The organism is Bradyrhizobium sp. P5_C12 (assembly GCF_054049735.1).
The window spans coordinates 107,986-131,403 of record NZ_JBFULU010000018.1; the positions used below are offsets into that span (position 1 = coordinate 107,986).

General features: G+C 65.6%; 21 protein-coding genes. 11 read left to right on the forward strand and 10 right to left on the reverse strand.

The genetic code is table 11. The annotated features are described in order from the left end of the window. Nucleotides 1-20: 20 nt before the first annotated feature. A complete protein-coding gene (locus tag ACXJMY_RS18260; protein WP_456620727.1) occupies nucleotides 21-1,784 on the reverse strand; it encodes a peroxidase family protein in 1,764 nt (587 codons plus the stop codon). Between the two features lie 294 nt (nucleotides 1,785-2,078). On the opposite strand from ACXJMY_RS18260, the gene ACXJMY_RS18265 reads away from it, so the two are divergent. Next, complete coding sequence (locus ACXJMY_RS18265) at nucleotides 2,079-3,797, forward strand: SGNH/GDSL hydrolase family protein (protein WP_456620728.1); 1,719 nt, start codon at nucleotides 2,079-2,081, stop codon at nucleotides 3,795-3,797. Between the two features lie 71 nt (nucleotides 3,798-3,868). Here ACXJMY_RS18265 and ACXJMY_RS18270 read toward each other — a convergent pair whose 3' ends face one another. Together ACXJMY_RS18270 and ACXJMY_RS18275 are read right to left on the reverse strand one after the other, a co-directional pair. Next, complete coding sequence (locus ACXJMY_RS18270; RefSeq protein ID WP_456620729.1) at nucleotides 3,869-4,237, reverse strand: CsbD family protein; 369 nt, start codon at nucleotides 4,235-4,237, stop codon at nucleotides 3,869-3,871. 183 nt (nucleotides 4,238-4,420) lie between these two features. After that, nucleotides 4,421-5,158, reverse strand: a complete 738-nt coding sequence (locus ACXJMY_RS18275) for an SDR family NAD(P)-dependent oxidoreductase (protein WP_456620730.1) — start codon at nucleotides 5,156-5,158, stop codon at nucleotides 4,421-4,423. Nucleotides 5,159-5,256: 98 nt separating this feature from the next. Between ACXJMY_RS18275 and ACXJMY_RS18280 the strand changes: the two genes are divergently transcribed. Beyond that, nucleotides 5,257-6,036 (forward strand): SDR family NAD(P)-dependent oxidoreductase, encoded by a 780-nt coding sequence (locus ACXJMY_RS18280; protein ID WP_456620731.1) that lies wholly within the window; start codon nucleotides 5,257-5,259, stop codon nucleotides 6,034-6,036. Nucleotides 6,037-6,244: 208 nt separating this feature from the next. Beyond that, nucleotides 6,245-7,132, forward strand: a complete 888-nt coding sequence (locus tag ACXJMY_RS18285; RefSeq protein WP_456620732.1) for a TauD/TfdA dioxygenase family protein — start codon at nucleotides 6,245-6,247, stop codon at nucleotides 7,130-7,132. Nucleotides 7,133-7,297: 165 nt separating this feature from the next. Here ACXJMY_RS18285 and ACXJMY_RS18290 read toward each other — a convergent pair whose 3' ends face one another. Further along, entirely contained in the window at nucleotides 7,298-7,942 is a 645-nt protein-coding gene (locus ACXJMY_RS18290) for a YqgE/AlgH family protein (protein WP_456620733.1), read from the reverse strand. Between the two features lie 142 nt (nucleotides 7,943-8,084). Here ACXJMY_RS18290 and ACXJMY_RS18295 point away from each other — a divergent pair, with 142 nt between their 5' ends. Both ACXJMY_RS18295 and ACXJMY_RS18300 read left to right on the forward strand, forming a co-directional pair. After that, the gene (locus tag ACXJMY_RS18295) at nucleotides 8,085-8,924 is read left to right on the forward strand and encodes a protein-disulfide reductase DsbD domain-containing protein (RefSeq protein WP_456620734.1); all 840 of its coding nucleotides are present in this window, start codon (nucleotides 8,085-8,087) and stop codon (nucleotides 8,922-8,924) included. A 267-nt stretch (nucleotides 8,925-9,191) separates the two neighbouring features. Further along, nucleotides 9,192-10,568, forward strand: a complete 1,377-nt coding sequence (locus tag ACXJMY_RS18300; RefSeq protein WP_456620757.1) for a flippase — start codon at nucleotides 9,192-9,194, stop codon at nucleotides 10,566-10,568. 14 nt (nucleotides 10,569-10,582) lie between these two features. Here ACXJMY_RS18300 and ACXJMY_RS18305 read toward each other — a convergent pair whose 3' ends face one another. After that, complete coding sequence (locus ACXJMY_RS18305; RefSeq protein WP_456620735.1) at nucleotides 10,583-11,557, reverse strand: LysR family transcriptional regulator; 975 nt, start codon at nucleotides 11,555-11,557, stop codon at nucleotides 10,583-10,585. Nucleotides 11,558-11,696: 139 nt separating this feature from the next. Between ACXJMY_RS18305 and ACXJMY_RS18310 the strand changes: the two genes are divergently transcribed. From ACXJMY_RS18310 to ACXJMY_RS18335, 6 genes are all read left to right on the forward strand, one after another. Continuing rightward, nucleotides 11,697-12,734, forward strand: coding sequence for a carbon-nitrogen hydrolase family protein (locus tag ACXJMY_RS18310; protein WP_456620736.1), 1,038 nt, complete (start codon nucleotides 11,697-11,699; stop codon nucleotides 12,732-12,734). A 71-nt stretch (nucleotides 12,735-12,805) separates the two neighbouring features. Further along, nucleotides 12,806-14,146, forward strand: coding sequence for an ABC transporter substrate-binding protein (locus ACXJMY_RS18315; RefSeq protein ID WP_456620737.1), 1,341 nt, complete (start codon nucleotides 12,806-12,808; stop codon nucleotides 14,144-14,146). A gap of 9 nt (nucleotides 14,147-14,155) precedes the next feature. Next, a complete protein-coding gene (locus ACXJMY_RS18320) occupies nucleotides 14,156-15,031 on the forward strand; it encodes a branched-chain amino acid ABC transporter permease (protein WP_456620738.1) in 876 nt (291 codons plus the stop codon). Continuing rightward, complete coding sequence (locus ACXJMY_RS18325; RefSeq protein ID WP_456620739.1) at nucleotides 15,028-16,902, forward strand: branched-chain amino acid ABC transporter ATP-binding protein/permease; 1,875 nt, start codon at nucleotides 15,028-15,030, stop codon at nucleotides 16,900-16,902. Before ACXJMY_RS18320 ends, ACXJMY_RS18325 begins: the two co-directional genes overlap by 4 nt. After that, nucleotides 16,889-17,593, forward strand: coding sequence for an ABC transporter ATP-binding protein (locus ACXJMY_RS18330; RefSeq protein WP_456620740.1), 705 nt, complete (start codon nucleotides 16,889-16,891; stop codon nucleotides 17,591-17,593). The genes ACXJMY_RS18325 and ACXJMY_RS18330 overlap by 14 nt, the downstream gene beginning before the upstream one ends. 182 nt (nucleotides 17,594-17,775) lie before the next feature. Next, nucleotides 17,776-18,600: a sulfite exporter TauE/SafE family protein gene (locus ACXJMY_RS18335; protein WP_456620741.1), complete on the forward strand. Its 825-nt coding sequence runs from the start codon at nucleotides 17,776-17,778 to the stop codon at nucleotides 18,598-18,600. A gap of 147 nt (nucleotides 18,601-18,747) precedes the next feature. On the opposite strand, the gene ACXJMY_RS18340 is transcribed toward ACXJMY_RS18335, so the two are convergent. From ACXJMY_RS18340 to cysW, 5 genes are all read right to left on the reverse strand, one after another. Then, nucleotides 18,748-19,536 carry a 3-hydroxybutyrate dehydrogenase gene (locus ACXJMY_RS18340; RefSeq protein WP_456620742.1) on the reverse strand — a complete coding sequence of 263 codons (789 nt, stop codon included), beginning with the start codon at nucleotides 19,534-19,536 and terminating at the stop codon, nucleotides 18,748-18,750. A gap of 1 nt (nucleotide 19,537) precedes the next feature. Beyond that, on the reverse strand, nucleotides 19,538-20,716 hold the full coding sequence (locus tag ACXJMY_RS18345; RefSeq protein WP_456620743.1) for a DUF3734 domain-containing protein: 1,179 nt from the start codon (nucleotides 20,714-20,716) through the stop codon (nucleotides 19,538-19,540). Between the two features lie 78 nt (nucleotides 20,717-20,794). Further along, nucleotides 20,795-21,298, reverse strand: coding sequence for a CAP domain-containing protein (locus ACXJMY_RS18350; RefSeq protein WP_456620744.1), 504 nt, complete (start codon nucleotides 21,296-21,298; stop codon nucleotides 20,795-20,797). A 178-nt stretch (nucleotides 21,299-21,476) separates the two neighbouring features. Beyond that, entirely contained in the window at nucleotides 21,477-22,511 is a 1,035-nt protein-coding gene (locus ACXJMY_RS18355) for a sulfate/molybdate ABC transporter ATP-binding protein (RefSeq protein WP_456620745.1), read from the reverse strand. Further along, entirely contained in the window at nucleotides 22,501-23,412 is a 912-nt protein-coding gene (gene cysW / locus ACXJMY_RS18360) for a sulfate ABC transporter permease subunit CysW (RefSeq protein WP_456620746.1), read from the reverse strand. Before cysW ends, ACXJMY_RS18355 begins: the two co-directional genes overlap by 11 nt. Between the last annotated feature and the right edge of the window lie 6 nt (nucleotides 23,413-23,418).

Consider the following 23,418-nt stretch of genomic DNA (forward strand, 5'->3'; position numbering starts at 1 on the left):
ATCGCCGCCGCTCCCGTTGCTCAGGCGTCGACGTAGTTCACGACGTCGGAGAGCTCGAACCTGGCTCCCGGGGCCGACATGTCCTTCACCTTGGGCCGCCAGTTCGGGACCTGGCCGAGATAGGACTGGCTGTCCGCGACCACGAGACCGATCAGGACCTCGGCGACGATGCGGCCGCCGACGTCGCCCAGCCGGCTGCCGCCGAGCTTTGCCGTACGCTTCTTCTTGTCGTCATCCTCGAACGAGGTTTTGACCTGATCGGTCAGCTCGGCCTCGCGCAAGATGTAGTACCAGAGCGGCGCATTCTCATGCAGCTGCGCGAAATTGGCCTTGAACATCTCGCGGCGTGCCTTCACGGCGGCCTCGTCCGTCAGGTTTCCCTCGTCGATCCAGAGCTGCTCGTCGGTCAGCGGCGTCAACCCCATGCGCCGCGCCACCGCCTGCCCGCTGGGCAAGCCCAGCGCTATGCCGCGCTGGAGATTCAGGCTTGGCAGAGACCTGCGATCGGGCCTTTCGTTGCGCAGATCGGGCAGACTAGCCAGCGGGTCGACCAGCATCGAGTCGATCCGATAGGCCGGCTGCGGCCGGATGAAGCTTCCGAACGGGAGCTCCTTGGTTGGTTTCGGCAGATCGCTTTTCACGTCGGGCAGGAAGAAGCTCCAGTCGATGCCCCATTCCGGCGGCAACGGACGGAAGCCGTTCAGGCTCTGCACATCGTCGCAGCTGAAATTCGCCTTGAAGATCGGCAGCCGGTCCAGCGAATTCGTCTTCTGATGCGGTATCGCCGCGCTCAGCGAATAGCTCGGCCGGACCATCGAGTGACCGAACCGATAGGCCGCAACCGAGAATTCGACGGGCATGAACGGATAGCGCGCGGCTTCCGGCTTGTAGAACCGGATGTCCGGCTTGCCGCTATTGTAGACGGCGTTGAACATCTTGTCCCCGACGATGCGCCGCAAGAAGTCGTGCAACACGACCCATTGATAGTGCCAACGCACGATGCGCTGCGCCGTGTTGAAAGCCGCAAGGCCCGTGATCCCCGGACGCTCATTTCCCTTCTCGGTCGAGGGCTTGGCAAGATCGAGCATGATCTTGTTGTGAAATCGCTGCCACAGCGCATGGATCTGCACGACGATGTTGTTCTCGTCGTTGCGCTTGTCGCCGATGATGGCACGGGGACAATCCTGATGCGCATCGTCGACTTCGCCGCTCTCGTCGCGCGGCGCACGCTGCACGTCGAAACGCTTCTTGCCCTTCAGGTAGGCCGGCGTCTTGTCGAAGCCCAGCTTGATGGTGAGGTCCGGATTGTAGAGATAGGGCTGATCCGCCGGTCCGCGGCCGTAGATGGAATCGAGATCGAGCCGCGCGGTGCGGAAATCCTCGGTTGCGTTGGGATCATTGTCACGGTCGAGATCGGAGGCGGGATCGAAGGTGATGTCGTGGTCGATGAACTGGCCGAAATAGGTATAGCCTGCCTTGATCGCCGGATTTTCGTCCACCGGCTCGGCCTCGTCGATCGGAGCGCCGAGATCGCCGGTCTTGATCATGGTGGCGGCGATCGCCTTCATGACCTCCTGCTCCTGCGGCAGCGTATCGCCGAAACGGGCACGGGCGAGTTCGGGGAACATGCGGCCGAACCGGCCAAAACCCTCCGGATGGTAGGCCACCGCGTCCAGACCGCGCTCGGCACGTCCATGGCCCTGCGGCCGCTTCGCCTTGGCCTGCTCCGCTTGCTTGTCGAGCAACTTCTCCGCTTGCGCACGCGACTTCGTCATGTCCTGCATGGCTGAGACTCCACAAATTGGCGTTGCTGAGATGGAACAATTGCAATTACAGGGGGATTTTATACCGAAACTATCACTCAGGTTGTCAGATGGATCACACTTGGGTGGGTGGATCACGGCGCCGCCCCGGCTTCCAGCCGGTGGCTGGTAACCGTTCCCATCGACTTGGCGCGGATCGGCCTTGACCGCCGGCCCCATCGCGCGATTTATGGCGATGGAATTTGCCCGTTTGCGGCCTGATTCCGGTATTATATGGGGCCTGTCCCAGACCCCGTTGCGCTGGCCCGAGATCGCATGTCGAAGCCGAAGTCCCTGTTCAAGGCGCTGACCGAGACCGGCCCGTTGATCGCGCTGGGGACGGCGCTTGCGATACTCGTCTCGATCGCGGGGCCCGCCTCGGCGCAGTTCTTCAACTTCCCCGGTTTCGGCGGCCCGCCGCAGCGGGCGGCCCCACCGCCGCCGCGGAACGGTGGTGGCGGTGGCGGCGGATGGTTCGGCGGCGACTTCTTCGCGCCGTTCCAGCAGCAACAGCCGCAAGCGCCGCGCCAGGATTTCTCGCGCGCGCCGGCACCTAGCAAGCGCGACACCGTTCCCGACAAGAACGTGCTGGTGATCGGCGACGCCATGGCCGACTGGCTCGCCTACGGCCTGGAAGACGCCTACACCGAGCAGCCCGACATGGGCGTGATCCGCAAGCACAAGACCACGTCCGGCCTGATCAAGTACCAGCCGAAGGGTGAGCCCTCGGATTGGGCGGCGGCGGCGAAGGGCATCCTCGAGACCGAGAAGCCCGACGTGATCGTCGTCATGCTCGGCCTCAACGACCGCATCGCGATCCGCGAGCCGGCCGCGGACAAGTCGGACAAGGCGACGGACAAGAAGAACGACGACAAGAAGAACGACAAGGGTGCCCGCGCCAAGCCGCAAGCAAAGCCGGGCGACGCCAAGCCCAATGACACCGCCGCCAAGCCCGACGACAAGCCTGTAGACACCGACCTGCCGCAGGACGACGCCGACAACGCCGATACGCCCGCGGCCGCACCGGAGAAGACGGCGCGCAATCCGAACGGCCTCTACGAATTCCGCGACGAGCGCTGGGTCGAGCTCTACGGCAAGAAGATCGAGGAGCTGGCCAACGTCCTCAAGAGCAAGGGCGTGCCGGTGCTCTGGGTCGGCCTGCCCGCGATCCGCGGACCGAAGGGCACCGCCGACATGCTGTTCCTGGATTCGCTCTATCGCGAAGGCGCCGCCAAGGCCGGCATCACCTATGTCGATGTCTGGGACGGCTTTGTCGACGAAGCCGGCCGCTTCCTCCAGAAGGGTCCGGACTTCGAGGGCCAGATCCGCCAGCTCCGCAGCTATGACGGCGTCTATTTCACCAAGCCCGGCGCGCGCAAGCTCGCCCACTATGTCGAGCGCGAGATCACGCGCCTGCTTGCCGGACGCTCCGGTCCGATCGCACTGCCGAGCGAACCGGCGACGCCCGACACCAGCGCCGAGCCCGGCAAGCCCGCGCCGCGGCCTCTGGCAGGTCCGATCGTGCCGCTGGTTGCGGCCTCGATCTCGACCGATCAATTGCTGGGCGGACCGGGCACGCGTCCCGCCGCCGTCGATGCGCTCGCCGCGAAGACGCTGGTGAAGGGCGAGCCGCTGGCGGCGCCCGCGGGCCGCGCCGACGATTATGCCTGGCCGCGCCGCGAGGTCGGCCGCGAGCAGGCCAAGGGCGATACGCCGATGGCAGCGACGACGCCTGACGGCGGGGCTGCTGCTCCCGGTACGCCGGGCGCTGCCGCTGCGATCGCGCCGCCAAAACTGGCACCGAAGAAGCCGCCGGCTCCACAGCAGCAGCCGGCACAGGCGACGCCATCATTCCGGGATTTCTTCGGCTTCGGCTCTCCGCCGCCCCCGCCGCGTCAATTGGCGCCGGCGCCTGGGCCGCGCAATCCGAATCCCAATCCCGCGATCCCGCGCCCGCCGGGCAACGTCGGGCGATCGGCGGAAATGTTCAGGTAGTTGCATCTCTGATTTGGGATGTCATTCCGGGGCGCGCGAAGCGCGAGCCCGGAATGACGGGCAGCTCAGCCCTAATAGCGCCAGCGCGGCGGCGGGCGGCGCGCAGGGCGCGACATCAGCAGCGCGAGCGCGAAGCCGATGCCGCCGGCGACGAGCAGCGCGCCGAGCGGGTTGTCCTGCACCTTCTTCGACAGCGCCTGCGTGCCATCGCGGAAGGTGTCGCCGCTGTTCTCATAGGCGTCCTTGGCATAGCTCGTCGCGGTGTCCGTGGCATCACGCACGGCATCCTTGGCCTGGCCGTAGAGATTCTGCACCGCGCCGGCGGCTTCCCGCGCCTTGCCCGACGCCTGCGTCTGCGCATCGCCTGCGAGATCTCCGACAGCGCCTTCCGCGCGGCCAGCGAATTCCTTGGCCGATCCGACAATCCGATCCTTGTCCATGTGGTCCTCCTCGGGGGTCAGCCGGAGTAACCGATCACGCGCGGCGCAGTTCCAATTCATGACGAAAGTGTAGCCCGGGTGGAGATGCGTAGCCCGGATGGAGCGCAGCGCAATCCGGGACAGCGCCAACCGTCTTGAAGAACCCCGGATTACGCTGCGCTCCATCCGGGCTACGGGAAACAGCTACAGAATCAGCCCGCCATCGACGACGAGCGTCTGGCCGATGATGTAGGACGACAGCGGCGACGCCAGGAACAGGGCCGCGCCCGCCATGTCGGCCGGCGTGCCCAATCGCCGCAGCGGAATACGCGACAGCGCACCTTCGAGCCGCTTGGGGTTATCGGTCGTCACCTTCGTCATCTTGGTATCGACGAGGCCGGGCGCGATGCCGTTGACGCGGATGCCGTCCTCGGCCCAGGCCTCGCCCAAGGTCCGCGTCAGTCCGACCGCGCCGGTCTTCGAGGCGTTGTAGGCGGGATTGCCCATGGTGGAATGATAGGCCGCGGTCGAGGACACCATGATCAGCGAGCCTTTGGCGTCCCGCAACATGGAATGAAAGCGCGTCGCGCAGGCCATCAGGCTCATCAAATTGACCTCGACGACCTTGCGAAAGCCGCTCATCTCGAATTCGCCGCGGCGGTAGAGCACCGCGCCCTGCGCGAGCACGAGGATATCGAGCCTGTCGAACGACGGCTTGAAGGCTTCGATCGCACCGGCATTGCTGACGTCGAGCTGCGCATAGGAAAGACCGGTGAGATCGGAGCCTTCCTCAGTTGAATATTCCGTTGCGTGAGCACGCGTGCCGCAAACCGCAACTTGTGCGCCTCTTGTGCGAAAGGCTTGCGCGATGCCGTTGCCGATGCCGCTGGAACCGCCGACCACCAGCACCTGCTTGCCCGTGAAATCCAGCTCGTTCGCCATCGCGGCCTCCCCTTTTGTCTTGCTTGTTTGACCTGTCTGCTGATCGATGCCAGCCTTGTCAATCTCATAACAAGAAACAAGAGACGCGAGGAAACGGCATGACCGAATTCAAAGAGCTCAGCCGGTCGGTAAAGGGCCTGACCGTTCTCGTCACGGGTGCGGCGAGCGGCATGGGGCGCGCGACCGCGCGCGTGTTCGCCGCCGAAAGCGCGAATGTTGCTGTCACTGACTATGACGAGCAAGGCGCGTTCTCCGTCGCGAAAGATACCATCGCGAGCGGCGGCTCAGCGAAGGCGTGGAAGCTCGACGTTGCCGACGGCGGCGAGATCAAGCGCGTTGTCAATGATGTCGCGGCGCATTTCGGCGGGCTCGACGTCATCGTCAACAATGCCGGCATCTCCGTGCGCGTCGCGATCGACGACGAGACCTACGAGGACGCCTGGGCGAAAGGCATCGCGGTGATGCTGACGGCGCATCCGCGCATCATCCGTGCGGCGCTGCCTCACTTACGCAAATCGAACAGCCCGCGTATCGTCAACATCGCCTCCACAGAGGCGCTCGGCGCCACCGCGCTGCACAGTCCCTATTCGGCGGCGAAGGGCGGCGTGGCAAGCCTGACCCGCTCGCTCGCGGTCGAGCTCGGCCGCGAAGGCATCACCGTCAACTGCATCTGCCCGGGCCCGATCCGCACGGGGATCACCGACCGCATCTCCGAGGAGCACAAGACGATCTACGCCAAGCGCCGCACCGCACTCGGGCGCTATGGCGACCCCGAGGAGGTCGCGCATATGACGCTGAGCCTGTGCCTGCCGGCGGCCTCCTTCCTGACCGGCGCGGTGATCCCGGTCGACGGCGGCCTGATGGCACGCAACGCGTGAGAGCAGTCAAAGGATCGTAGCCCGGATGAGCGAAGCGACATCCGGGACTTTGCGTGTACCGTTCCCGGGTATCGCTGCGCTCACCCGGGCTACGTCGGCCGGGCTACGGGGGAGCCATGCGCGCCGAGCGTTGACAACGACACACGCCGGAGTAGCTTTTTCACCAACAGAGCGGGAGCAACCGCTCGCGGTCCGCGGGAGAAACGCCATGACGATCGCCATCCGACAGCTTCAGACACATTTTGCCGGCGAGGTTTCCGGCCTCGACCTGCGCAAGCCTCTCACACCGGATGAGGCCCGCGAGGTCGAGGCCGCCATGGACAAGTATGCGGTGCTCGTGTTCCACGACCAGGACATCAGCGACGAGCAACAGCTGGCCTTCGCGCTGAATTTCGGCCAGCGCGAGGACGCGCGCGGCGGCACCGTGACCAAGGAAAAGGACTACCGGCTCCAGTCCGGCCTGAACGACGTCTCCAATCTCGGCAAGGACGGCAAGCCGCTCGCCAAGGACAGCCGCGCGCATCTGTTCAATCTCGGCAACTGCCTGTGGCACTCCGACAGCTCGTTCCGTCCGATCCCGGCGAAATTCTCGCTGCTGTCGGCGCGCGTGGTGAACCCCAAGGGCGGCAACACCGAATTCGCCGACATGCGCGCGGCCTATGACGCGCTCGACGACGAGACCAAGGCGGAGATCGCGGATCTCGTCTGCGAGCACTCGCTGATGTATTCGCGCGGCTCGCTCGGCTTCACCGAATATACCGACGAGGAGAAGGAGATGTTCAAGCCGGTGCTGCAACGGCTGGTGCGCACCCATCCCGTGCATCGCCGCAAGTCGCTGTATCTGTCATCGCATGCCGGCAAGATCGTCAGCATGAGCGTGCCGGAGGGGCGCCTGTTGCTGCGCGACCTCAACGAGCACGCGACGCAGCCGGAATTCGTCTACGTCCACAAATGGAAGCTGCAGGACCTCGTGATGTGGGACAACCGCCAGACCATGCACCGCGTCCGCCGCTACGACCAGTCCCAGCCCCGCGACATGCGCCGCGCAACCGTGGCGGGGACCGAGCCGACGGTGCAGCAGCAGGCGGCGGAGTAGCGCTTCACACACCGAACGTGGGCATCGCCCGGCTTGACCGGGCGATCCAGTATTCCGAGGCGGCTGTGATTGAATCGATACGCTGCGGCGTACTGGATGCCCCGGTCAAGCCGGGGCATGACAGCGGAGGGTGAGGCACGACAGCGGACGGCGGCGCAGCCAGAGCTACGCGTGCCCGGCCTCGTTCGAGAGCATGCCGGGATCGATGCCGATCTTGCGCAGCGCGCGTCCGTATTTTTCGTCGACGTCGTCGCCGAAGATCAGATCCGCGTCCGCGTCGCAATGCAGCCAGCCGTTGCTCTGGATCTCGGTCTCGAGCTGGCCCGGCGCCCAGCCGGCATAGCCGAGTGCAAGGATGGCGTGCTTCGGCCCGGAGCCATTGGCAATCGCGCGCAGGATGTCGACGGTCGCGGTGAGGCAGACGCCCTCGTCGATCCTGAGCGTCGCGTTCTCGATGTAGAAATCGCTGGAGTGCAGCACGAAGCCCCGCCCGGTGTCGACCGGGCCGCCGCGCAGCACTTTCATGCTTTCGGCATTCTCCGGCAGCTTGATGTGCTCGCCCTTCTTGATGATGCCAAGCTGCATCAGAAGCTCGGGGAAGTCGATGCTGCCGGCCGGGTGGTTGACGATGATCCCCATGGCGCCCTCCGCCGAATGGGCGCAGAGATAGATCACCGAGCGCTCGAAGCGGGGATCGCCCATCACGGGCATCGCGATCAGGAGCTGGCCGTCGAGATAGGCGGCCGAATTGGGAAGCGCTGGGCCTGCGCTCCGGGTGCTGTCGCCCGTCCTTTTGCCTGCGGGAGCCATCGCTGAAGCACTCCGGTTTCAATTCCTATCCTGATGTCGGGCCTAGCCGCTGTCAAATCAAGGCTTGCAGCCACCGGATTCCAGTGCATCCATCACAAGCAATTCAATGGTTTGCCCCGGATCGACCCTGTAAAGACGTGCCATGCTGAACAGAGTTCCCATGCGTGCGGCGATGGGCGTCGCAACAACCCTGCTTGCGTCGTCGCTGGCGATGGCAGCCCGCGCCGACGATTCGTCGCCCTGGCAGCGCGACGGACATTCCGCAGTGCGGTTGCTGGCGGGTTCGCGCAGCGGCGCGGTCCTGCTCGGCGGTATCGCCTTCCAGATCCAGAAGGGCTGGAAAACCTACTGGCGCACGCCCGGCGATTCCGGTGTTCCGCCGCGGTTCGACTTCTCGAAGTCGGACAATGTCGAGGCGGTGACGGTCTTGTGGCCGGCGCCCCTGAAATTCGATGACGGCGCGGGCGGCCATTCAATCGGCTATCACGACCAGATCGTGCTGCCCTTGCGCATCGTCGCCAAGGCGCCCGACAAGCCCGTGACCTTGCGCGCCGAGATCAATTACGCGGTGTGCGAGAAGCTCTGCATTCCTGTCGAGGCCAGCGCCGAACTTGGCTTCAACAGCGTCGCCTCGACCGAGGACGCGAACTTGCGTGCGGCGCTCGACACCGTGCCCAAGCCCGCCAATGTCGGCGATCCCAATCCGCTGACCATCCGCGACGTCAGGCGCGACGGGCCCAAGAACGTGTTGGTCGACGTGGTTGCGCCGGATGCGCGCAACGTCGATCTGTTCGTGGAAGGGCCGACGCCCGACTGGTCGCTGCCGATTCCGGCGCCGGTCGAGCCCAGCCCGGCCGGCGTGAAGCGCTTCTCGTTCGAGCTCGACGGGTTGCCGCCAGGCGCCAAGCCCGACGGCGCGGCGCTGAAGTTCACGCTGGTCGGGCCGGAGAAGTCGTACGAGTTCAATACAAATTTGGAATGAGCCCGAGCTGAGTTGCGCTGCCGGCGCCATATATTCAGCGTCGTGCCGGGGCGCGCGCAGCGCGAGCCCGGGACCCATAACCACAGGGAGTGGTTTGGCGAAGACTCGTGGTTACCAGTGGGCGCAACAACTTTTCCCTGGGGTTATGGGCCCCCGCCTTCGCGGGGGCGACACCGCGTATGGGACGCCCACCCAACCGAATCTTAACGAATGGTTGCTAGTCCCGAAGGCTGCCGCAGCATGTGGGACGCCTGGGGATTTTTCGACGTGGCCGTGATGGACACACAACCCGCAACGACCGGACCGGCCGGGCTGATCGCGCGGCTGCGGGCCAAGCTCTCGGGCGGGTCGAGCGAAGCGTCGCTGACGCGGCGGCTGGCCGGCACCATCTTCATCATCCGCGTGATCAGCGCAGGCCTTGCCTATTTTTCGCAGGTTCTGCTGGCGCGCTGGATGGGGACGTCCGACTACGGCATCTATGTCTATGTCTGGACCTGGGTCCTGCTGCTCGGCAGCATGATGGATTTCGGCCTCTCGGCCTCGGCCCAGAAGATCATCCCGGAATACCGCACCGCGGGCGAGCATGCGCTGCTGCGCGGCTTTCTGTCCGGCAGCCGCTGGCTGACCTTTGCCGTGTCCACGCTGGTGTCGCTCGGCCTCGCCGGCATCGTCAGACTGCTCTCGCCCTGGATCGATCCGGCCGAGGCGCTGCCGCTCTATATCGGCTGCATGACGCTGCCCGCCTTCGTCGTCGCCAACACCCAGGACGGCATTGCCCGCTCGCATGACTGGATGCAGCTCGGATTGATGCCGCAATTCATCATCCGCCAGGCGCTGATCATCGGCATCACGGCCTCTGCCTTCCTGCTCGGCTACCATCTCGGCGCCGTCGCCGCGATGGTCGCGAGTGCCGGCGCGGTCTGGATCGCGATGACCGGGCAGATGGTCGTGCTGAACCGCAAGCTCGCCGGCCACATCGCGCCCGGTCCCAAGACCTATGACATAAGCGGCTGGCTCGCCGTCTCGCTGCCGATCCTGCTGGTCGAGAGCTTCTACCTGCTGCTGTCCTACACCGACGTGCTGGTGCTGCAGCAATTCCGCCCCTCCGACGAGGTCGGCGTCTACTTCGCGGTGGTCAAGACGCTGGCGCTGGTCTCCTTCATCCACTATGCGATGTCGGCGACGACGGCGCATCGCTTCGCCGAATACAACGCAGCTGGCGACAAGGCGCGGCTGTCGGCCTATGTGGCCCACGCCATCAACTGGACGTTCTGGCCGTCGCTGGCGGCGACCATCGTGCTGCTTGCGCTCGGCAAGCCGCTGCTCTGGCTGTTCGGGCCGCAATTCGTGATCGGCTACGACATCATGTTCGTCGCCGCGATCGGGCTCGTGGTGCGGTCAGCGATCGGGCCGGTCGAACGCCTGCTCAACATGCTCGGCGAGCAGAGGATCTGCGCACTGGCCTACGCGCTCGCCTTCGTGATGAACCTCGTGCTCTGCGTCGCGCTGGTGCCGCGCTTCGGCGGCCACGGCGCCGCGGCCGCGACCTCGATCTCGCTCAGCTTCGAGACGATCCTGCTGTTCTGGATCGTGCGGCAGCGGCTGGGGCTGCACGTGCTGGCATTCGGCAGAAGCGCGACTTGAATGGGCCCGGCGCGTCAGCCGCTCTGAAAGGCAACGACCGCTGCGTCCGCCACCAGCAGCGCATCGAGCATCATGCGGCCTGACGTGTCCGCCTGCATCAGCGGATCGGACTTGAACATCGCCTTGAGAAAGCCGGACACGGCGCGAATGCGCGGCACGAACTGGAGGTCGCTGTGGACGTTGATCCAGACGTCGCGCGTCGTCGACATCTTCTCGTGCAGCACCGGGATAAGATCGTCGCGGCCGGCCACCGCAAAGCTCGGCAACAACACCAGACCGATCCCGCCGGCGGCGGCGTTCATCTGCGCGATCATGCTGTTGGAGTGAAAGCTGACCGGGGGATTGCGGATGATGTCGTCGAGCCAGCGAACCGAGTCGAGCTGGATCAGGTCGTCGATATAGGTGACGAAGCTGTGGCGCGCCAGCTCCGCGGGCCGTTCGGGCATGCCTTCGCGCGCGAGATAGTCCCGTGAGCCGTAGAGGCCGAGCTGAAAACTGCCGAGCTGCTCGGACACCATGCCCTGCCCCGGCGGACGAAAGAAGCTCAGGAAGAGATCGGCCTCGCGCCGGTTGACCGAGACGGCCTGCGGCGAGGTCAGGAGCTCGATGGTCAGGTCGGGATAGCGCTGGCGCAAGCGACCGAAGCGTGATGCCAGATAGAGGGAGGCGATGCCTTCCATCGTGGCGAGCCGCACGCGGCCCGCCATCCGGCTGCCGCCGCGCTGCACATCCTGATGCATGGCGATGACGGCGCTTTCGATCCGTTCGGCATGGCAGAGCAGGCGCTCGCCGGCTTCGTTGACGCGCAGGCCCTGCGGCGAGCGCTCGAACAGCGCGGCGCCGAGCGCGCTTTCCAGATGCGCGATCCGGCGGCTGATGGTGGACTGATCGACCCGCAGCCGCTTGGCGGCGCTGCCCAGGCTGCCGCCGCGGGCGGCGTGAAGGAAGACCTTGAGGTCGTCCCAATCGAGCGCGTTGAACTCCTGCATAGCTCCCCCCAAACAGCAAGCGCTGTGCCAGCAGCGGCACGGTGGGACGGATTGTCGCCGCCTGCAAGCCGTCTTGCAGGATTGTCTGTAGCCGGGTCCCGGGGAGCCAATTAGCCTGCCCGGAACCAAGGACAGAGCCATGCTTCCCCGCTTCAAGGCCGCCGCGGTGCACGCCGCGCCGGTGTTTCTCGACCGCTCGGCGACCACAAAAAAGGCAATCTCGCTTATCCGGGAGGCAGCCGCCGCCGGCGCCGAGATCGTGGCATTTTCCGAGACCTTCATTCCGGCATTCCCGGTCTGGGCTGCGCTGTGGGCTCCGATCGACAATCACGACCTGTTCGTGCGCATGGCCGACCAGTCGGTGCTGGTCGACGGCCCCGAGATCAAGGCGATCCGGGACGAAGCGCGCGCGCTCGGCATCGTGGTGTCGATCGGCATCAGCGAGAAGTCGCCKGCCAGCGTCGGAGCGATCTGGAATACCAACCTCTTGATCGGCGAGGACGGTGAGATCCTGAACCATCACCGCAAGCTGGTTCCGACCTTCTACGAGAAGCTGATCTGGGCCAGCGGCGATGGCGCAGGATTGCGCGTGGTCGACACCAGGATCGGCAAGATCGGGCAACTGATCTGCGGCGAGAACACCAACCCGCTGGCACGCTATTCGCTGATGGCGCAGGGTGAGCAACTCCACATCTCGAGCTGGCCGCCGGTCTGGCCGACCCGCCGGCCGGCCGCCGGCGGCAACTACCATATCGCAGCCGCCACCCGGATCCGCGCCAGCGCCCATTGCTTCGAGGCGAAAGTGTTCGGCCTCGTCACCGCCGGCGTGCTCGACAAGGCGGCGCGCGACATGCTGGTGGCGCGCGATGCCGCCGCCGCCGCAGTGCTCGATGCCACGCCGCGCGCGGAAACCTTCTTCCTCGATCCGACCGGCGAGCAGATCGGCGAGGCGCTGCGCGACGAGGAAGGTATCCTCTACGCCGACATCGATCTCAATCGTTGCGTCGAGCCGAAGCAGTTTCACGACGTGGTCGGCTACTACAACCGCTTCGACATTTTCGACCTCAGCGTCGATCGCCGCCGGCTCAATCCGGTGGCGTTCACCGGGGACGCGGCGACGCCGCCCGACGCGGCCGCCGATCCCCGGCCGCGCACGACGATCGATGCCGGGTCGTGAATTCGCCGGGCTCTGTTCCCAACCGCAATCCACCGGCCGATCCGGCGGTGATGAAACATGGAAGGTGAGTCATGAAGTTTGACCGTCGTCAGATCCTGCTCGGAAGCGCCGGCGCCGCGGCCGGACTGATGCTTCCGGGTGGCACCGCCTTGCTTTCAAGTGGCGCAGCCCTGGCGCAGACGCCGGCCAGCATCGGCACCTTTCCGGACGGCGTCTCCGCGGAGTCGGTGTTCGTCGGATTGACGATCCCGCTGACCGGTGTCTTCTCCGGCGACGGCGGCGACCTCAAGCTCGGATACGAACTCGCGATCGCGCAGATCAACGCGGGAAGCGAGGCGGCGCAGAAATGGGGATTGCAGGGCAAGGGCGTGCTCGGCCGCCAGATCCGCTACAAAGTGTCGGACACCGAGGGAAAGCCCAATCTCGACGTGCAGAGCGCCACGCAGTTCATCCAGCGCGACAAGGCGATCATGGTATCCGGCTCGGTCTCGAGCGCCAGCGCCATCGCGCTCGAAGAGCTCGGCTCCCGCGAGAAGGTGCTCTATATGGTCGGCATCGCCGGCTCCAACGACATCACCGGCAAGAACTGCCAGCGCTACGGCTTCCGCTCGCAGCAGAACGCCTACATGGCCGCGAAGGCGCTCGCGCCGGTCGTCGCCAAGGCGCTCGGCAAGAACATGAAGACCGCCTTCCTGGTGCCGGACTACACCTATGGTCATACGGTGTATGACAGCTTCGCAAAGTTCTCCAAGGAGCAGGGCTGGCAGCAGGTCGCCAAGGAAGTGGTCCCGCTCGGAACCACCGATTACTCCTCGGCGCTGCTCAACATCGCCAACAGCGGCGCCGACGTGTTCGTCAACATCGCCTTCGGCGCCGATGCGGTTGCCTCGACCAAGCAGGCCGAGCAGTTCGGCGTGCTGAAGCGCATGAAGCTGGTGGTGCCGAATCTGTCGTCGTTCCAGGACAAGGAGCTCGGCGCCGAGATCATGCAGGGCGTTTATGGCAGCTGCGACTTCTGGTGGACGCTGTCGGACCGCTATCCGCTCGCGAAGGGCTTCGTCGACGCGTTCGTCGCGCAGAACAAGTATCATCCGCGCTGGGGCGCCCATATCGGCTACATGCAGACCTATCTCTGGGCACTCACGGTGGAGCGCGCCAAGAGCTTCAATCCCGTCGAGATCATCAAGGCGATGGAAGACTCGAAATCACAGCCTTACGAGACCACGATCGGCAAGGTGTACTTCCGCGCCGAGGATCACCAGATGGTGCGCCCGATCCCGATCCTGCGCGGCAAGGCGCCGGCCGAGATGAAGAATCCGGAGGATTATTACGAGATCGTCGACGTCGCCGACGGCGAGAGCGTGATGAATCCGCCGGACGCGTTCGGCTGCAAGCTCGGCCCCTATATCTGAGCCGCCCCGATGCCGAGCTGGCCCGCCCTCGCCTCGCAGGCCTTCAACGGCCTCGCCCTCGGTTCGCTGCTGGCGCTCGTCAGCAGCGGCCTGACCATCATCCTGGGCACGCTCGGCGTGCTGAACTTCGCGCATGGCGCGCTGTTCGCCGTGGGCGCCTATGCCGCCTTCGTCATGCTGCAATACACGCAGTCGTTCCTGCTCGCGATCGCCATCGGCTGCGGCTTCATGCTGGTGCTCGGCGTCCTGCTCGAGCGTTTGATCGTCCGCCTGTTCTACGACCGTCCGCATGAGGACCAGATCCTCGTCACCTACGGCATCGGCATCGTGCTGGTGGAGTGCGTTCGCGCCGTCTTCGGCGGCAACGCGCAGCGCGTGCCGACCCCGTCCTGGGGACAGGGCGCCACCCAGCTCGGTTTCCTGATCTATCCGACCTACCGTCTCCAGCTCATCGCCATCATCGCCATGCTGCTGCTCGGCCTCTACCTCGTGCTCTATCGGACCTCGATGGGTCTGGTGGTCCGGGCCGGGATCGAGAACCCGCGCATGGTCGGCATCCTCGGCATCAATCTGCGGCGCACCTCCCTGCTGGTGTTCGCGATCGGCGTCGTGGCGGTGGGCCTCGCCGGGATGCTGTACGCCCCGGTGGTGGCGGTGACGCCGGACATGGGCGCGAACTTCATGGCGCAATCGTTCGTCGTGATCGTGCTCGGCGGCCTCGGCTCGTTCCCGGGCGCCGTGGTCGGCGGCCTGATCGCCGGCGAGATCATCAGCCTGACCAGCGCGTTCAATTCCTCCTATTCGGAGGTGATGCTGTATGCGCTGATGGCGCTGTTGCTGGTGCTGCGGCCGCAGGGCCTGTTCGGGTCGGAAGGACGGGTATGAGCAAGGCGCGGTCCGGCCTGGCTCGGAGCCACGCTCCGGAGCTCGCGGTTCTCTTCACCCTGGTCACGGCACCGGTGGCGTTTCCCCATCTTGGCTTTTCGATCGACCTGCTGACGCGGGTGTTGAATTGGGGCCTGATCGGGCTCGGCTTCGACATCCTGTTCGGGCTGGCCGGCCTGTTGTCGTTCGGGCAGGCCGCGTTCTACGGCGTCGGCGGCTTCGTCACGGCCTATCTGCTGGTTTCCGGCGCGTTGAGCAGCGTCTGGCTGGCGCTTGCCGCCGGCACGATAGCGGCGGGCGCATTCGGCCTTCTCGTCGGCTGGCTCGCGGTGCGGCGCATCGGCATCTACTTCACGATGATCACGCTCGCCTTCGGGCAGATGGCCTACTTCATCGAGAACTCGCCGCTGTCGCATTATACCGGCGGCGAGAACGGCATCCCCGGCGTGCCGGTGCCGATGCTCGGCTTCGGCGAGCACGCCGTGCGCATCGGCGCGGGACTGCCGATGTATGTGTTGTTCGCGGTGATCTTCTTCGGTGCTTACGTGCTGGCGCGCCGCATCGTCCGTTCGCCCGTCGGCGCGATCCTGCTCGCCATCAAGGAGAACACCGCCCGCGTCGCGATGCTCGGCCACAACGTGCCGGCCTACAAGCTCGCGGCCTTCGTCACCGCCGCGCTTTATGCAGGCCTTGCCGGCGGCCTGCTCGGCTCGTTCCAGAGCTACATGCCGCCCGACGCGTTCTCGCTGGAAACGTCGGGCCAGCTCGTGGTCCAGACCATCGTCGGCGGCGCCAACACCTTGATCGGGCCGCTGGTCGGCGCCGCGGTGTGGCTGTGGCTGCGCGACAATCTCCAGCTCATTCCCGGCCTCACCACGCTGTGGAAGCTGGTGCTCGGCATCGCCTTCATCGTCCTGGTCGTATGCCTGCGCCGCGGCATCTGCGGCGAGATTGTCCATTGGTGGACCGAGCGCCGGACCCTTGCGGCACGACAGGCCGCCGAGGCCGTGACCGAGGCGATCGAAGCGACCGGGAGCGCGCCGGCCTCATCGCGCCGGACGCACGACGCCGGCCTGCCACTGCCACCGCCCGCGACCGGCGACAGCGACATTGCCCTCGAGGCGCGCGCGCTGGCGCGTCACTATGGCGGACTGAAAGCGGTCGATGGCGTCTCGTTCAAGGTCCGCTGCGGCTCCATTCACGCCGTGATCGGCCCCAACGGCGCCGGCAAGAGCACGCTGTTCAAGATGCTGCTCGACGAGGTCAGCCCGACCTCGGGAGACGTGCTGCTGTTCGGCGCAGAGGTGACCGGCCACGGTGTCAGCCGCGCGGCGCAGTTCGGCATCGCCAAGTCCAACCAGTTGAACCAGCTGTTTCCGAACCTCTCGGTGCGGAAGAACCTGCGCATCGCCGCGCTGGCGCGCAGCCGCGGTCCGCTGCGCATTGACCTGTGGCGGCCTGCCGACAGCCTGCCGCAGGTGGAAGCGCAGGTCGACGCGATCATGGCGCTGCTCGACCTCGACGCACGCGCCGACACGCCGGCCCACATTCTGGCCTATGGCGAGAAGCGGCGGCTCGAGATCGGGATGGCGCTCGCCACCAGCCCGAAGGTGCTGCTGCTCGACGAACCGCTCGCCGGCATGAGCCCGTCGGAGCGAGCTGCCACCTGCGCGCTGATCCGCGACATCGCGCGGACCTGCACCATCGTCATCGTCGAGCACGATCTCGACGCGATCTTCGGCCTGGCCGAGCGCATCACCGTGCTCTACGAAGGCCGCCTGCTGGCCGACGGCACCCCCGACGAGATCCGCGGCAACCAGCAGGTTCAGGACGCCTATCTGGGAGGGCTTCACGCACATGAGCCTGCTTGAAGTCGACCGCATCAACACGCTGTACGGCGATTCCCACGTGCTGTTCGACCTGTCGATCCGGGTCGAGGAAGGCGAAGTCGTGGCGCTGCTCGGCCGCAACGGCGCCGGCAAGACCACCACGCTGCGCTCGATCATGGGCGTGCTGGCGCCCAGAAGCGGCGAGATCCGGCTCGACGGCAAGCCGATCGGCGGCCTGCCGCCGTCGGCGATCGCCAATATGGGCGTGCAGCTCGTTCCCGAGGAGCGGGCGATCTTCGGCGGACTGACGGTGGAGGAGAACCTGCGCATCGCCGCCCTGACCGCACCCAACGCCTGGTCGTTCGAGCGCATTTACCAGGTGTTTCCGCGGCTGAAGGAACGCCGCAAATCGGCGGGACGCACCTTGTCGGGCGGCGAGCAGCAGATGCTGTCGATTGCGCGCGCGCTGATCCGCGACGCCCGCATCATCCTGCTCGACGAGCCGTTCGAAGGGCTGGCGCCGCTGATCGTGCGCGACCTGGTCGCGGTCGCGGCCAGCCTTGCGCGCGAAGGCCGCACCATGATCGTGGTCGAGCAGAACGTCGCCGCGGCGCTCAGCTTTGCCAACCGCGTCTACGGCCTCAACAACGGGCATGTGGTGTTCGAGGGCACGTCCGCCGAGCTCAGCGCCAATCCGGACCTGGCGCGGGACTTCCTCGGCGTCGGCGCCTGATCCGCGCGAACGTCCGGCCGGGACACATATTTCGCGAAATGATCGCGATTTGGGCGAAATGACTGCCCGGCCTCGGCCGAAAGCAAGATTTTTCTTATTCGGTCCAGACGGTTGCGTCTCAGGGAAAGTTTATTCTACGTCATATTGCCTGACTGACCAGATGAACCTAAGATTCCCCAGAGATGATTGATCCGCTTTACGTCGCCTCGGGATTCGGCGTCGGCCTGCTTGTCGGGATGACCGGCGTGGGTGGCGGATCGTTGATGACGCCGCTGCTGATCCTGCTGTTCGGCATCCATCCCTCCACCGCGGTCGGGACCGATCTGCTCTACGCCGCCGGCACCAAGGCGGGCGGCAGCGTCGTGCATGGCTGGTCGCGCAGCATACACTGGCCCGCCGTGCTGCGGCTTGCCTGCGGCAGCATCCCTGCGAGCGCCTTGACGCTTCTCGTGCTGTGGAAGCTCGATCTCAAGAGCGATACCGAGCGCAGCCTGGTCAATCTGGTGCTGTGCTTTGCCCTGGTGCTGACCGCGACCTCGCTGATCTTTCGCAAGGCCATCATGGAGCGCTATCGCCGGCGCCTGGAGCAGGTCGACGAGCGCAAGACGGCGATCGCAACCGTCGTCACCGGCGTCATTCTCGGTGTGCTGGTGTCGATTTCGTCGGTGGGTGCCGGCGCGGTCGGCGTGACCGTGCTGCTGCTGCTCTACCCGCGCCTGCCGATGGCAACCATCGTCGGCTCCGACATCGCGCACGCGGTGCCGCTGACGCTGGTCGCGGGCACCGGACACTGGGCGCTTGGCGACGTCGATTGGGCCCTCATGGGCGTGCTGCTGCTGGGCTCGCTGCCGGGCATCATCATCGGCAGCTACAGCGCAACGCGCGTGCCGGAGACCGTGCTCCGCCTCGCGCTGGCCAGCGTCCTGTTCGTGGTGGCCGGCAAGATCATGTTCACGGAATTGAACCTGTCGTCCGCGATCGTGACCGCTCTGGCGTGGACGCATTGAGCGAAAAGCGGCTCGCCGCTCTTGCTGTCATCGCCCGACCAGATCGTAGGGTGGGCAAAGCGAAGCGTGCCCGCCGCTTCTCCTCAATCGCGGAAGTATGGTGGGCACGGCGCTCACGCGCCTTTGCCCACCCTACGGCCTGGAGCCCTACTCCGCGGTCCAGCCGCCGTCGATCGAGAGGTTGGTGCCGGTGATCTGCGCGGCGTCGTCGCCGCACAGGAACAGCGCCAGCGCCGCGACCTGCTCGGAGGTGACGAACTCCTTGGTCGGCTGCGCGTCGAGCAGCACGTCGTTGATGACCTGCTCGCGGGTCAGATTGCGCGCCTTCATCGTATCGGGGATCTGCTTCTCCACCAGCGGCGTCCAGACATAGCCCGGGCTGATGCAGTTGCAGGTGATCTTGTGGGTCGCAACCTCCAGCGCCACCGTCTTGGTGAGGCCGGCAATGCCGTGCTTGGCCGAGACGTAGGCCGACTTGAAGGGCGAGGCGACCAGCGAGTGCGCGGACGCCGTGTTGATGATGCGGCCCCAGCCCTTCTTCTTCATGCCGGGCACCGCGGCGCGGATGGCGTGGAAGGCCGACGACAGGTTGATCGCGATGATCTGGTCCCACTTCTCGACCGGGAATTCCTCGATCGGCGAGACGAACTGGATGCCGGCATTGTTGACGAGGACATCGACCGAGCCGAAAGTCTTTTCGCCAAGCGCGATCATCCCGGCGATCTCGGCGGGCTTGGTCATGTCGGCGGGCGAATAGATCGCCTTCACGCCAAAATCGGACTCGATCTTCGCGCGTTCCTTCTCGATGTCCTCCGGCGAGCCGAAGCCGTTGATGACGACGTTGGCCCCGGCGGCCGCGAAGGCGCGCGCATAGGCGAGACCGATGCCGCTGGTCGATCCGGTCACGACGGCGTTCTTGCCTGACAGACTACCCATATCATTCGCTCCTTTTTGCCGGGGGCGCGGTAACGTCCCCCGTGAGATCGTAGGTCACCATGGTCTCGTCGGATTGCGGCCGCTCGAGCCAATCCTTGTGGCGCATCGACAGATGCACGTCGCGCACGCCGGCTTCCCAATGCTCGACCATCGCGACATGCGAGAAGTCGTAATCCTTGGACGAGGATTCGTAGTTCTTGCTGCGATAGATCAGGTGCACCACGGTCACGGTGCTTTCGCGCGCCGCCTTGGCGAGGTATTCGACGGACGGATCGTTCTTCAGATAGTCCGGCAATTTACCGATCAGGTCGCGCACGGCCCTGCGCGCGTTGTGCAGCTGCCTGTTCTTGTCGGTATTCATTCGGGTGCGGCTGGAAAAGCGGATGTCCTTCTCGCGCTCGGTGGCTTCGAGCAGCGAATTCGGCAGGTCGCCGCGGGCGCTGAACAGATCGACCTGGAAGATCAGCATGTCGCGAACCACCTCGGCATCGAGCACGTAATCGAGCGGCGTGTTGGAGGCGATGCCGCCGTCCCAGTAGTGCTCGCCGTCGATGACGACGGACGGAAAGCCCGGCGGCAATGCGCCGGAGGCCATGATGTGCTCGGGACCGATCTTCTTGCCGAGTTTCCTGAACTCGTAATTGTCGAAATATTTGAAGTTGCCGGAGGTGACGCCGACGGCGCCGACGGAGAAGCGCGTCTTCAGATCGTTGATGCGGTCGAAATCGACCAGACGCTCCAGCGTCTTCTTCAGCGGCGCGGTGTCGTAATAGCTCTCCGCCTCGGGATGGCCCGGCGGCCACATCGGCGCGGGCGGGACGCGCGGGACGAAGAAGCCGGGCACGCCGAAGGTGGCAATCAGCGCGGCGCTGGTCGAATTGAACAGCTCGCGGCTGTGGTCGCTCTTGCCGATCGGCTTCCACGGCACCGGAGCCGAGACCATCTCCCAGAATTCCTTGAGCCGCTTGACGCGGGTGTGCCCCTCGTTGCCGGCGATGATGGCGGCGTTGACCGCCCCGATCGAGATGCCGGCGACCCATTCAGGCTCGAAGCCATAGCCGCACAGGGCTTGATAGGCGCCGGCCTGATAGGAGCCGAGCGCGCCGCCGCCCTGCAACACCAGGACACGTTGCGCATTCGCGGGGACGCTGGCGGATTCCGGACTGGTGTAATTGGTCATGCGGGAACAATAGCAGATGACGAGCGACCGTGGCGACAGTTCGCCGCGGCGTCAATGTATCCCGGGATCAAGTCTGGCTTATCGCGGCTCGGTCGACGCCAGGATCATGGTCCAGAACACCTTGTATTTGGTACCGGGAGCATAGCCCGCCGCTATGCCCAATTTTGTGACACCGTTCTTGAGCATATTGGCGCGATGCGGAGGCGAGTCGCGCCAGCCGGAAAACGCTTCCGCCAGCGTATGATAGCCGGCCGAGACGTTCTCGACCGCCACGCTGGCCGGATAGCCGCCGGCACTGAGGCGCTTGGCCAGGGGCGCGCGGACGTCGTGGTCCATCTTGTTGGCCGCCGCCATGGCCTGGGACTGGGATTCCGCAAGCCGCATCAAATCGGGATCGATCACGACGGTGCCGAGGCCGTTGTTCTGGCGGTATTGCGAGATCATCACCGCGGCCGCCGGCGCATCGAGCTTGGCGCCCGGGACTGCCATGTCGGCATACATGGACGGCTGCTGTACCGGCGCTTCGTTGCCGGCGCAGCCGGCGAGCAGCAAAGTGATGAGTATTGCGGCCGCAGCGCGCATGAATCAGAGCCCCCAGATGAGGGGCCGTTGTTGCATACCAACCGTGGCTGAAAGGTGAATTTTGAGGAAAATCGAAGCAAGTCATTGCGGGGCGCGCGCCAGCGCGAACCCGGAATCTCGTGCCACAACCTCGAGATTCCGGGTTCGATGCTTCGCATCGCCCCGGAATGACGGTGAGTTAGCCCGCAAATATCCGGTAGCGGCGAGGCTCGAGGCCAATCCTGTCTCCGGTGCGCAGTTCCCTGCCGCGCGGGGCGTCGATCTCGATGGTCTGGCCGCCGGACAGAGCGACCTCAGCCCGCTGCACGGGGCCGAAATTCCGGACGTGCTGCACGGCGCCCTCGAAGGCGCCGCTGCCGGGCGGGCCAACCAGCATGTCATGTCGCCGCACGAACAGTTTTGACGCGCCAGGCGCAAGGCCGTCTGCCGCAAGGGCGAGCGGCCGGTCGCCGAGCCGGACCACGCCGTCCGCGATCTGGACCGGAAGCTCGATGGATTCGCCGATGAAGCCGTGGACGAAGGCGGTCGCCGGGCTTTCATAGACGTCATCGGGCGAGCCGATCTGCTCGATCCTGCCCTTGTCCATCACCACGACGCGGTTGGCGACTTCCAGTGCCTCCTCCTGGTCGTGGGTGACGAAGATCGAGGTGACGTTGATCTCATGATGCAGCGAGCGCAGCCATTTGCGCAGCTCCTTGCGCACCTTGGCGTCGAGCGCGCCGAACGGCTCGTCGAGCAGCAGGATGCGCGGCTCGATCGCAAGCGCGCGCGCCAGCGCAATGCGCTGGCGCTGGCCGCCGGAGAGCTGGCTCGGATAACGGTCGGCGAGCCAGTCGAGCTGCACGAGATCGAGCAGCTCCTTGACACGCGCACGGATCGCGGCCTCGTCCTTGCGGACCGCGCGCGGCTGCACGCGCAGGCCGAAGGCGACGTTCTCGAACACCGTCATGTGGCGGAACAGCGCGTAATGCTGGAACACGAAGCCGACATGGCGCTCGCGCGCGCCCTGCGCCAGCGCGTCCTCGCCGTTGAACGCGACCTCGCCGGAATCCGGCCAGTCGAGACCGGCGATGATCCGCAGCAGCGTGGTCTTGCCCGAGCCCGACGGCCCGAGCAGCGCCAGCAACTCGCCGTTGTCGACCTTGAGGTCGACGCCGTCGAGGGCTGCGAAGCTGCCGAATTTCTTGACGAGATTCCTGACTTCAATGGTCACGGCGGTCGTGTCCTTCGTCCAGATGGCGTTCGAGAACGGTCTTGGCGATCAGCGTGATCAGCGCCAGCATCGCCAGCAGCGAGGCGATCGCGAAGGCGGCGACGAACTGGTATTCGTTGTAGAGGATCTCGACCAGCAGCGGCATGGTGTTGGTCTCGCCGCGGATGTGGCCGGAGACGACCGAGACCGCGCCGAACTCGCCCATCGCGCGCGCGTTGCAGAGCAGGACGCCGTAGAGCACGCCCCATTTGATGTTGGGCAGCGTGACGCGGAAGAAGGTCTGGAGGCCGGAGGCGCCGAGCGAGATCGCGGCCTCCTCTTCCTGCGTGCCCTGCTCCTGCATCAGGGGGATCAGCGCGCGCGCCACGAAGGGGAAGGTCACGAAGGTGGTGGCGAGCGCGATGCCGGGCACCGCGAACAGGATCTGGATGTCGTGATCGCGCAGCCAGCCGCCGAAATAACCCTGCGCGCCGAACAGCAGCACGAAGACGAGGCCCGAGATCACCGGGCTCACCGAGAACGGCAGGTCGATCAGCGTGATCAGGAAGGTCTTGCCCTTGAAGTCGAACTTGGCGATGGCCCAGGCGGCGACGAGGCCGAACACCAGATTGAGGCCGACCGAGATCGCCGCAACCAGCAGCGTCAGCCTGATCGCAGCCAGTGCCTCCGGCTCGGCCAGCGCGGCGAGATAGGCCAGGATCCCCTTCGAGAAGGCCTGCGCGAACACGACCACCAATGGCAGCACGACGAAGACCGAGAGGAACAGCACCGCCAGCGTGATGATGACGATGCGCACCGCCCTCGGCTCGGTGCGCAAATTGTCGCGCGCCGCCGCCGCGTGCGCACGCGCCTTCGCATCGGGCGGGGAGAGCGAAACGGAATCTGCGATCTGCATCGTCATCGCATC

What these genes read in the sequence shown, in the direction of transcription:
- ACXJMY_RS18260 (WP_456620727.1), bottom strand. Translation starts at nt 1,784, where the DNA reads ATGCAGGACATGACGAAGTCGCGTGCGCAAGCGGAGAAGTTGCTCGAC.
- ACXJMY_RS18265 (WP_456620728.1), top strand. Translation starts at nt 2,079, where the DNA reads ATGTCGAAGCCGAAGTCCCTGTTCAAGGCGCTGACCGAGACCGGCCCG.
- ACXJMY_RS18270 (WP_456620729.1), bottom strand. Translation starts at nt 4,237, where the DNA reads ATGGACAAGGATCGGATTGTCGGATCGGCCAAGGAATTCGCTGGCCGC.
- ACXJMY_RS18275 (WP_456620730.1), bottom strand. Translation starts at nt 5,158, where the DNA reads ATGGCGAACGAGCTGGATTTCACGGGCAAGCAGGTGCTGGTGGTCGGC.
- ACXJMY_RS18280 (WP_456620731.1), top strand. Translation starts at nt 5,257, where the DNA reads ATGACCGAATTCAAAGAGCTCAGCCGGTCGGTAAAGGGCCTGACCGTT.
- ACXJMY_RS18285 (WP_456620732.1), top strand. Translation starts at nt 6,245, where the DNA reads ATGACGATCGCCATCCGACAGCTTCAGACACATTTTGCCGGCGAGGTT.
- ACXJMY_RS18290 (WP_456620733.1), bottom strand. Translation starts at nt 7,942, where the DNA reads ATGGCTCCCGCAGGCAAAAGGACGGGCGACAGCACCCGGAGCGCAGGC.
- ACXJMY_RS18295 (WP_456620734.1), top strand. Translation starts at nt 8,085, where the DNA reads ATGCTGAACAGAGTTCCCATGCGTGCGGCGATGGGCGTCGCAACAACC.
- ACXJMY_RS18305 (WP_456620735.1), bottom strand. Translation starts at nt 11,557, where the DNA reads ATGCAGGAGTTCAACGCGCTCGATTGGGACGACCTCAAGGTCTTCCTT.
- ACXJMY_RS18315 (WP_456620737.1), top strand. Translation starts at nt 12,806, where the DNA reads ATGAAGTTTGACCGTCGTCAGATCCTGCTCGGAAGCGCCGGCGCCGCG.
- ACXJMY_RS18320 (WP_456620738.1), top strand. Translation starts at nt 14,156, where the DNA reads ATGCCGAGCTGGCCCGCCCTCGCCTCGCAGGCCTTCAACGGCCTCGCC.
- ACXJMY_RS18325 (WP_456620739.1), top strand. Translation starts at nt 15,028, where the DNA reads ATGAGCAAGGCGCGGTCCGGCCTGGCTCGGAGCCACGCTCCGGAGCTC.
- ACXJMY_RS18330 (WP_456620740.1), top strand. Translation starts at nt 16,889, where the DNA reads ATGAGCCTGCTTGAAGTCGACCGCATCAACACGCTGTACGGCGATTCC.
- ACXJMY_RS18335 (WP_456620741.1), top strand. Translation starts at nt 17,776, where the DNA reads ATGATTGATCCGCTTTACGTCGCCTCGGGATTCGGCGTCGGCCTGCTT.
- ACXJMY_RS18340 (WP_456620742.1), bottom strand. Translation starts at nt 19,536, where the DNA reads ATGGGTAGTCTGTCAGGCAAGAACGCCGTCGTGACCGGATCGACCAGC.
- ACXJMY_RS18345 (WP_456620743.1), bottom strand. Translation starts at nt 20,716, where the DNA reads ATGACCAATTACACCAGTCCGGAATCCGCCAGCGTCCCCGCGAATGCG.
- ACXJMY_RS18350 (WP_456620744.1), bottom strand. Translation starts at nt 21,298, where the DNA reads ATGCGCGCTGCGGCCGCAATACTCATCACTTTGCTGCTCGCCGGCTGC.
- cysW (WP_456620746.1), bottom strand. Translation starts at nt 23,412, where the DNA reads ATGACGATGCAGATCGCAGATTCCGTTTCGCTCTCCCCGCCCGATGCG.